This is a genomic window from Mycobacterium sp. P4_H6, assembly GCF_056400845.1.
Window position 1 is genome coordinate 1 of sequence record NZ_JBFUKN010000150.1, and the last position, 7,431, is coordinate 7,431.

Sequence of the window (7,431 nt, forward strand, 5' to 3'; positions counted from 1 at the left end):
GTCGACGGTCGTGCTGCGCGGATTGGACTGTGGCGCGTTCGACGCCGACGACGTCCTGACCCTGGCCCCCGCGGCCACCATCGATGTACTGCGAAATCTCAAGGACCGGAAGCTGACATGACCGAATCCCTACCCGACTTCACCTGGCTGCCGGACCTGGCGCTGCGCACCCTCGGCGGCGCCGTCGTCTGGGCCAATGACGAATCCTTCGCCGAGAAGGAGAATTTGATCTCCCAGGGGCCCTCGACGTACCGGCCGGCCTCGTTCGGGCACAAGGGCCAGGTGTACGACGGTTGGGAGACCCGCCGTCGCCGGGAAACCGGTCATGACACCGCGATCGTCCGGCTCGGGGTGCCCGGAGTGATCCGGGGCGTGGTGGTGGACACCGCGTGGTTCAAGGGCAACTACCCGCCCGCCGTCTCGCTGGACGCCCTCGAGGTCGACGGCTACCCCACCGCCGATCAGCTGGCCGCCGACCAGAACTGGACGCCGCTGATCGAACGCAGCCGTGCCTACGGGGACACCCGCAACAACTTCGAGGTCAACTCGGACAACCGGTGGACCCATGTGCGACTCAACATCTACCCCGACGGTGGGGTGGCCCGACTGCGGGTGCACGGCGAAGGACTTCCGGACAAGCGGTTCTTCGGCGTCGGGCCGCTGGACCTCGCCGCGCTGGAGAACGGTGGCCTGGTCCTGGACTGCTCCAACCGGTTCTACAGTTCCCCGCAAAACCTGATCTTCCCCGGCTACGCCCAGGTGATGGGCGACGGGTGGGAAACCGCACGCCGCCGCGATGACGCCAACGACTGGGTGCGTTTCCGGCTGGCCGGCCCCGGACGGATCAATCTCGCCGAGATCGACACCTCCTATTTCATCGGTAACAGCCCAGGATCGGCCGCACTCACCGGCTTTCGCGCCAACGGTGACCGGGTCGAACTGCTGCCCCGCACCAACCTGCTGCCCGACACCCGGCACAAGTTCCTGATCGAATCCGACGATGTGCTCACCGAGGTACGGCTGGACATCTACCCGGACGGCGGGCTGGCACGGCTGCGGCTCTACGGAGAGTTGGCGTGACCTATCCCCGCGACCTGATCGGGTACGGGCGCAACACCCCCGATCCGATGTGGCCGGGCGGCGCGGCGATCGCCGTGCAGTTCGTGCTCAATTACGAAGAGGGCGCCGAGAACTCGATCCTGGACGGCGATCCGGCGTCGGAGACGTTCCTGTCCGAGATCACGCCGGCCGAACCGTTCGGCAACCGGCACATGAGTATGGAGTCGATGTACGAGTACGGCTCGCGGGCAGGGCTGTGGCGGATACTGCGGATCTTCGAGCAGCGTGGCCTGCCGCTGACGATCTTCGCGGTGGCACGCGCCATGCAGCGCAATCCCGAAGCCGTGGCGGCGTTCTCGGAGCTGGGCCACGAAATCGCCTGCCACGGCCTGCGCTGGAAGTCCTACCAGCTGATCGGCGAGGACACCGAACGCGCACACATGGCCGAGGCGATGCAGATCCTGACCGAGCTGACGGGCAGCGCGCCGCTGGGCTGGTACACCGGCCGGGATTCCCCGCACACCCGCGAGCTCGTGGTCGAACACGGCGGGTTCGTCTACGACTCGGACTCCTACGCCGACGATCTGCCGTACTGGGTGAAGGTGCGAGACACCGATCATCTGGTGGTGCCCTACACCCTGGACACCAACGACATGCGGTTCTCCTCGCCCGCCGGGTTCGCCAACGGTGACGAGTTCTACGCGCATCTGCGCGATGCCTTTGATGTGCTCTACGCCGAAGGTGTTGCTGGACAGCCAAAGATGCTGTCAGTCGGACTGCACTGTCGACTGGTCGGCAGGCCCGCCCGGGCGGCGGCGCTGCAGCGGTTCCTGGACCACGTGCAGTCGCATGACCGGGTCTGGGTGGCGCGGCGCATCGAGATCGCCGAGCACTGGCGGGCCGTTCACCCCGTCTAGCGCTTCTCGGCGACCAGAACTCCCGAAATGCCGCCGATTTCTTGACGGATAACCCTTGCGCGCCAACGATATGCAGCGTAGTGTCGAACACAAGTTCGAATGCGACGTGGCTCCCACATCTCGACGGTGAGCTTCAGACCGCGACTCCGGTCGCCGAGAGGTTCGATGGTCCTGCGGGACCGTGCGAGCCGTATTGACTGATCGTGCCCGTTGGGCACCTTCTGTGAAAGTCGGTATCCAACATGGACGCCACCCATCTCGACATGTTCATTGGTGCGCTCATCGATGACCTGGCCGCGTCGCCTGTTCCTGAGCACGACGCTGATCGCCGGCTGTTTCATCTGCTGGACTGCCCTCGACGGGTGATCGATGAACAAGCCCTGCTCGCGGCGTTGGTGGCTGCGGTCACCTTGCGCAACCTGGTCGATCATGTGATCGCCCAGGCGGTTGCTGCGGCTGAACGGGCGGGGATCCCGTCCCGCAAGCACCTGCGTTCGGGAGCGGATCTTCTTACCCTGTTGGGGGTTTCCCCCGGCGCCGCACACCGAGCCGCGCGGGTCGGGCGGGCGGCACACACGCTACCGGCGTTGACCCGGGCCCAGCGCCTCGGCGGGATCGGCATCGAGTTCGCCGACGCCGTCGGCAAAGCGGTCACCCACATCAACAACAGAGTCCCCTTGTCCGAGGAGGAGCGGGCCGAGGTCGTGACCAAGCTGATGATTCAGACCACGCCATCGCAGGTCGCCGAGAAGGCCCGCGCGATCGCCATCGACAAAACCGCCACGCGACCGCCTGTAGAGGGGGCGGTCCCGGTGGCTGAGAACGCGGACCTCAACGACATGACGTTGGTGGTTACCGAGGAAGGGCGTGTCGCTGCGACTTTCGATGTGGACGCGTTGACCGGTGAGGAACTCCTCACCGCCCTGGACCCACTGTGCCGACCCGTACCGCTCCCGGACGGATCCCCCGACCCACGCCCGGCGGGTAAGCGCCGCGCGGACGCGTTCGGCCAGCTGATGCGGACCTATCTGTCGAGCTCCCGGCGGCCGACATCCGGGGGTGTCCTCCCTCACGTCACGTTGATCCGCGGTGACGGGCGGGTGGACACCCTCGGGTTCACCGGCCCCGTCAGCGCCACCACCGCCGACCTCATCACCTGCGACAGCACAGTGGGGGTGGTGACCATCGATGACAGCGGCGCACCGCTGGATGTGGGGCGCGCCGAGCGACTGTTCACACCCGCGATCCGAAAAGGGTTGGCAGTGCGCGACGGTGGCTGCGCCCACCCGGGCTGTGGGCGGCCGGTGTCCTGGTGCGACGCCCACCACATCACCCCATGGAGCAGCGGGGGCACCACCAGCATCGACAACGGCGTGCTGCTCTGCCGACTACACCACACCGCGATCCATCACGGCGGCTGGCGGGTCTACCTCGGCGCCGACCGCCACCCCTGGTTCATCCCACCCCACAAACCGGACGAAGCAGAACCAGCACACCTGCGCTCCCACGCCCGACGCACCATGACCGACCTGCCCATCGCCGCATAAGCCTTGCGCACCTTGACAACTACACAGTGACGAACAACCCAGCGGCGGGAACCGGCACCGACAGAGAGCCGGACCCGCCACGACGGACTAGCGCTTCTGGACGTACTCCTTGGCCGGCGGCGCCGCGAACTCCCCGCGCTTGCCGGTGCGCAGACCCATCGTCACCAGCGACTGCACGGTCAGCGTGGCGGCGGTGACGCCGTCGACCACCGGGACACCGATCTCATCGGAGATGTGCCTGCACATATCGGCCATCCCCGCGCAGCCCAGCACCACCGCGTCGGAGCCGTCCTGCTCGACCGCCTCCCGGCAGGCTTCGGTGACGAGTTTCATTGCCATCGGATCGGTTTCGAGGTCCAGCACCGGAATCTCGCAGGCGTGGAAGCCGCGGCAGAACCGGCTCATCCCGTAGCGTTCGGCCAGATCCTCGGCCCGCCCGATGGTGCGTCCCAGCGTCGTCACGATGCTGAACCCGCGACCCAGATGGCTCGCGGCCTGCATGGCGGCCTCGGCGATACCGATCACCGGGCCGGTGGCCAGTTCCCGGGCCGCGTCCAGGCCGGGGTCGCCGAAACAGGCGATGACATAACCGTCGACACCCTCGGACTCGCCGCGCTGGATCGCGGCCAGCAGGCCGGGCACGCTCATCGCCTCGTCGTAGTGGCTCTCGATGGACGGCGGCCCGAACTCGGACGTGACGCCGACAACGTCGGTGCCCTCGGCGGCCACCGCCCGGGCGCAGACCTCGATGGTCGAGGTCATTGCCCGGGTGGTGTTCGGGTTGATCACCCAGATGCGTGTCACGACACCGATTCTGCCACCAGGACGTCGCGCTTACCCCACAGGTAGTAGATGGCGAAGCCGACACCGCAGCCGATGAACCAGCTGTACTGCGCGGCGGTGTGCATACCGGGCACGGATCCGCCGGTCAGCACCGGGATCATGGCGAGGATGGCACCGACGACGGTGGCGACGACGGCGACCTTGTTGTATCCCTTGGTGTACCAGTACTTTCCGGACTCCTCCATGGTGAACAGATCGTCCACCACCACCTTTTGCTTGCGGATCAAGTAGTAGTCGGCGATCAGCACACCGAACAGCGGGCCGATGAAGGCGCCCAGGGTTTCGAGCGTGTAGTGGATGACCTCGGGGTTGTTGTACAGGTTCCACGGCGTGATCAGCACCGAACCGACGGCGGCGATCATGCCGCCGGCGCGCCAGCTGATGCGCTGCGGGCTGACATTGGAGAAGTCGAACGCCGGGGAGATGAAGTTGGCGACGATGTTGATACCGATGGTGGCGATGGCGAAGGTCAACGCGCCCAACACGATCGCGAAGGTGCTGTCGATGCTGGCCACCGTCTCGACCGGATCGGTGATGAGCTCGCCGAACACCGGCAGGGTCAGCGATGCGGTGACGACCACCAACACCGAGAAGACCAGGAAGTTGACCGGCAGGCCGAGGAGGTTGCCCTTCTTGACGGCCGCGAACGACTTTCCGTAGCGGGAGAAGTCACCGAAGTTGAGCATCGGACCGGAGAAGTACGACACCACCAGGGCGATGGCGCCGAGCATCACCGGAACCGAGGACCAGCCGGTGTAGGTGACGCCGCCGAGGTTCAGATCGATGGCGCCCCAACCGGCCTTGTAGATGAGGTAGCCGCACAGCATGAACATGACGACGTACACCGCAGGCCCGCAGAAGTCGATGAACTTGCGAATCGACTCCATGCCGCGCCAGAAGACGCAGGCCTGCAGCACCCACAGCAGCAGGAAGCTGCCCCAGCCCAGCAGCGACAGCCCGGCGAACCCGTAGTCGGCGACGACGGCGTACGGCGCGAGGCTCGGGAACAGTTTGATCAGCACGATGTCCAGTGCCGCCGAGGCCAGGAAGGTCTGGATGCCGTACCAGGCCACCGCGATGAGACCGCGGATGATGGCCGGGATGTTGGCGCCCAGCACACCGAATACGGTGCGGCAGATCACCGGGTAGGGCACCCCGGTCGCTTGGCTGGGCTTGGCCACCAGGTTGCAGAAGAAGTACACGATGCTGATGCCGACCAGCAGCGCGATCAGCACCTGCCAGCTGGCCAGTCCGAGTGCGAACAGGCTGCCTGCGGTGACGTACCCGCCGACGCTGTGCACATCGGACATCCAGAACGCGAAGATGTTGTAGGACGTCCAGCTCTGCTTGCCCAGCGGGGCGAGATCCTCGTTGGTGAGGCGGGGGTCGTAGCCGGGTTTGATGACGCCGCCGCCCACCGGATGGCCGGCGGCTTCGACGATGTCACCGGCACCGACAACGGCACCCGGAGGAGCGGTGTTCGGAGGTACAACGGTATCGGTCATGGTTGCCGACTATGGGACCGCATTGTTTCCCCACCGTTTCGGTGAACTTATCGGTCCGTTGCGCCGGAAATATATTCGCTCACGCCAGCAGCCCGGTGTTGCGCGGCAAGGTGGCGATGACGGCGTTGAGCCGGGCGGCGTGTTGTTCGGAAACGGCGAGCAGGGCATCGACGTCGCCGGTCAGGAACGCCTCCAGCATGGCGCCGTGATCGGCATGCAGCACCGCCCGGTCGGCGGGACTGACATGCACCATCGACTGCACCGGTTCGGTGACGTTCCAGGCAGCCTCCAGCATGTGTAGCAGCCGGTGCATCCGTGAAGGACCGGTCAGCGCGGCATGGAATTGCCTGCTGCCGCGGTGATACGCGGCCGCGTCCCCGTCCCGGATGGCCTGTTCGAGACGCTGGTTGGCGATCACCGCGGTCGCGCGATCGGTGTCGGTGGCGTTGTGCACCGCGGCGGTCAGGGAGGCAGATTCCAACGTCTCACGGACGATGTACATCTCGCGCAGTTCCTGCGCGGTCAGCAGTGCGACGGTGTAGCCGCCGTTGCGCCGGTGCGAGATCAATCCCTCGGCGACGAGGGTTTTCAGCGCCTCGCGGACCGGGATCTGGCTCACGCCGAATATCTCGGCGACCTCGGCGAGCGGGATCGGCGTGCCCGGCGGGACGCCGCCGTCCAGGATGGCGCGGCGCAGTTCGTCGAGCACCCCGTCCTGGGAAGTGCCGGCCCGTTCGGCGATCAGGCATTCGAGCAGTACCGAGCGCCTGACCCCCATCGGTTGAGGTTAAGCCGGTCGTGTTGCGCCGCTGTTTCGGCGCCGTCAGACGTCGGCGAGGGACGCGGTGACCGCCCACAGCGGTGCCAGCGCGGCCGGCGAGTGGTCCAGCGGGCTGAGCGCGACCTCGGATGCACCCGCGTCGAGGTAGCGGCGCAGCTGCCTGCGCACGGTGTCGGCGTCACCCACGGCCGCCAGGTCGGCGATCGAGTCGAGGCCCTCGCGCTCGATCACCTTCTGATACGACGGGATCGTCGCGTAGAAGGCCAGCGTCTCGGCGGCCAGCGCGCGGCCCGCCTCGACATCGTCGGTAACCAGCGCCGGGACCATCGCGATGGTCTTCGGCTCGGGCCGGCCTGCCTCGGCGGCCGCCTTGGTGATCGTCGGCACGACGAACTCGCCGATGGTGCGCGGTCCGGCGAGGTAGGGCAGGGTGCCGTCGGCGAGTTCGCCGGTGACCCTCAGTGCCTTCGGTCCCATCGCGGCCACGTACACCGGGATCGGCGTCCCGCCCGCGACCGATACCGGCCATTCCGGGTTGGCGGTGAACTCGTCGCCGTGGAAGTCGACGGCCCCCTCGTCGAAGATCGACCGCAGCACCTGCAGATGTTCACGCAGCCGGCCGACGGGGTTGGGCCACGCGGTGCCGAACGCATCTTGTTCGGGCTTGTGCGACCCCAGGCCGATGCCGAGGCTGAAGTTTCCGTGCGCCGCGGCCTGCGCGGTCTGTGCCTGGGAGGCGACGACGAGCGGGTGCCGCGGGTTGAGCGGCACGACGGAGG

General features: G+C 66.9%; 7 protein-coding genes. 3 read left to right on the forward strand and 4 right to left on the reverse strand.

Annotated features, from left to right (window positions below; translation table 11 throughout):
• The first annotated feature begins 117 nt into the window (after positions 1 to 117).
• From alc to AC1DTF_RS31700, 3 genes are all read left to right on the forward strand, one after another.
• Positions 118 to 1,080 carry an allantoicase gene (gene alc, locus AC1DTF_RS31690; RefSeq protein WP_477476939.1) on the forward strand — a complete coding sequence of 321 codons (963 nt, stop codon included), beginning with the start codon at positions 118 to 120 and terminating at the stop codon, positions 1,078 to 1,080.
• The gene (gene puuE, locus AC1DTF_RS31695; protein WP_057168580.1) at positions 1,077 to 1,976 is read left to right on the forward strand and encodes an allantoinase PuuE; all 900 of its coding nucleotides are present in this window, start codon (positions 1,077 to 1,079) and stop codon (positions 1,974 to 1,976) included. The genes alc and puuE overlap by 4 nt, the downstream gene beginning before the upstream one ends.
• A 242-nt stretch (positions 1,977 to 2,218) precedes the next feature.
• A complete protein-coding gene (locus AC1DTF_RS31700) occupies positions 2,219 to 3,523 on the forward strand; it encodes a DUF222 domain-containing protein (protein ID WP_477476940.1) in 1,305 nt (434 codons plus the stop codon).
• An 87-nt stretch (positions 3,524 to 3,610) separates the two neighbouring features.
• On the opposite strand, the gene AC1DTF_RS31705 is transcribed toward AC1DTF_RS31700, so the two are convergent.
• The 4 genes from AC1DTF_RS31705 to AC1DTF_RS31720 form a co-directional block, all read right to left on the reverse strand.
• Positions 3,611 to 4,327 (reverse strand): aspartate/glutamate racemase family protein, encoded by a 717-nt coding sequence (locus AC1DTF_RS31705; protein ID WP_057167946.1) that lies wholly within the window; start codon positions 4,325 to 4,327, stop codon positions 3,611 to 3,613.
• Positions 4,324 to 5,871, reverse strand: a complete 1,548-nt coding sequence (locus AC1DTF_RS31710; RefSeq protein ID WP_477476941.1) for an NCS1 family nucleobase:cation symporter-1 — start codon at positions 5,869 to 5,871, stop codon at positions 4,324 to 4,326. Before AC1DTF_RS31710 ends, AC1DTF_RS31705 begins: the two co-directional genes overlap by 4 nt.
• A gap of 79 nt (positions 5,872 to 5,950) precedes the next feature.
• Positions 5,951 to 6,649: a GntR family transcriptional regulator gene (locus AC1DTF_RS31715; protein ID WP_477476942.1), complete on the reverse strand. Its 699-nt coding sequence runs from the start codon at positions 6,647 to 6,649 to the stop codon at positions 5,951 to 5,953.
• A 45-nt stretch (positions 6,650 to 6,694) separates the two neighbouring features.
• Positions 6,695 to 7,431 (reverse strand): TIGR03564 family F420-dependent LLM class oxidoreductase (locus tag AC1DTF_RS31720; RefSeq protein WP_477476943.1); only part of this gene is annotated, 737 nt, incomplete at its 5' end.

What these genes read in the sequence shown, in the direction of transcription:
- AC1DTF_RS31715 (WP_477476942.1), bottom strand. Translation starts at nt 6,649, where the DNA reads ATGGGGGTCAGGCGCTCGGTACTGCTCGAATGCCTGATCGCCGAACGG.
- AC1DTF_RS31700 (WP_477476940.1), top strand. Translation starts at nt 2,219, where the DNA reads ATGGACGCCACCCATCTCGACATGTTCATTGGTGCGCTCATCGATGAC.
- alc (WP_477476939.1), top strand. Translation starts at nt 118, where the DNA reads ATGACCGAATCCCTACCCGACTTCACCTGGCTGCCGGACCTGGCGCTG.
- AC1DTF_RS31710 (WP_477476941.1), bottom strand. Translation starts at nt 5,871, where the DNA reads ATGACCGATACCGTTGTACCTCCGAACACCGCTCCTCCGGGTGCCGTT.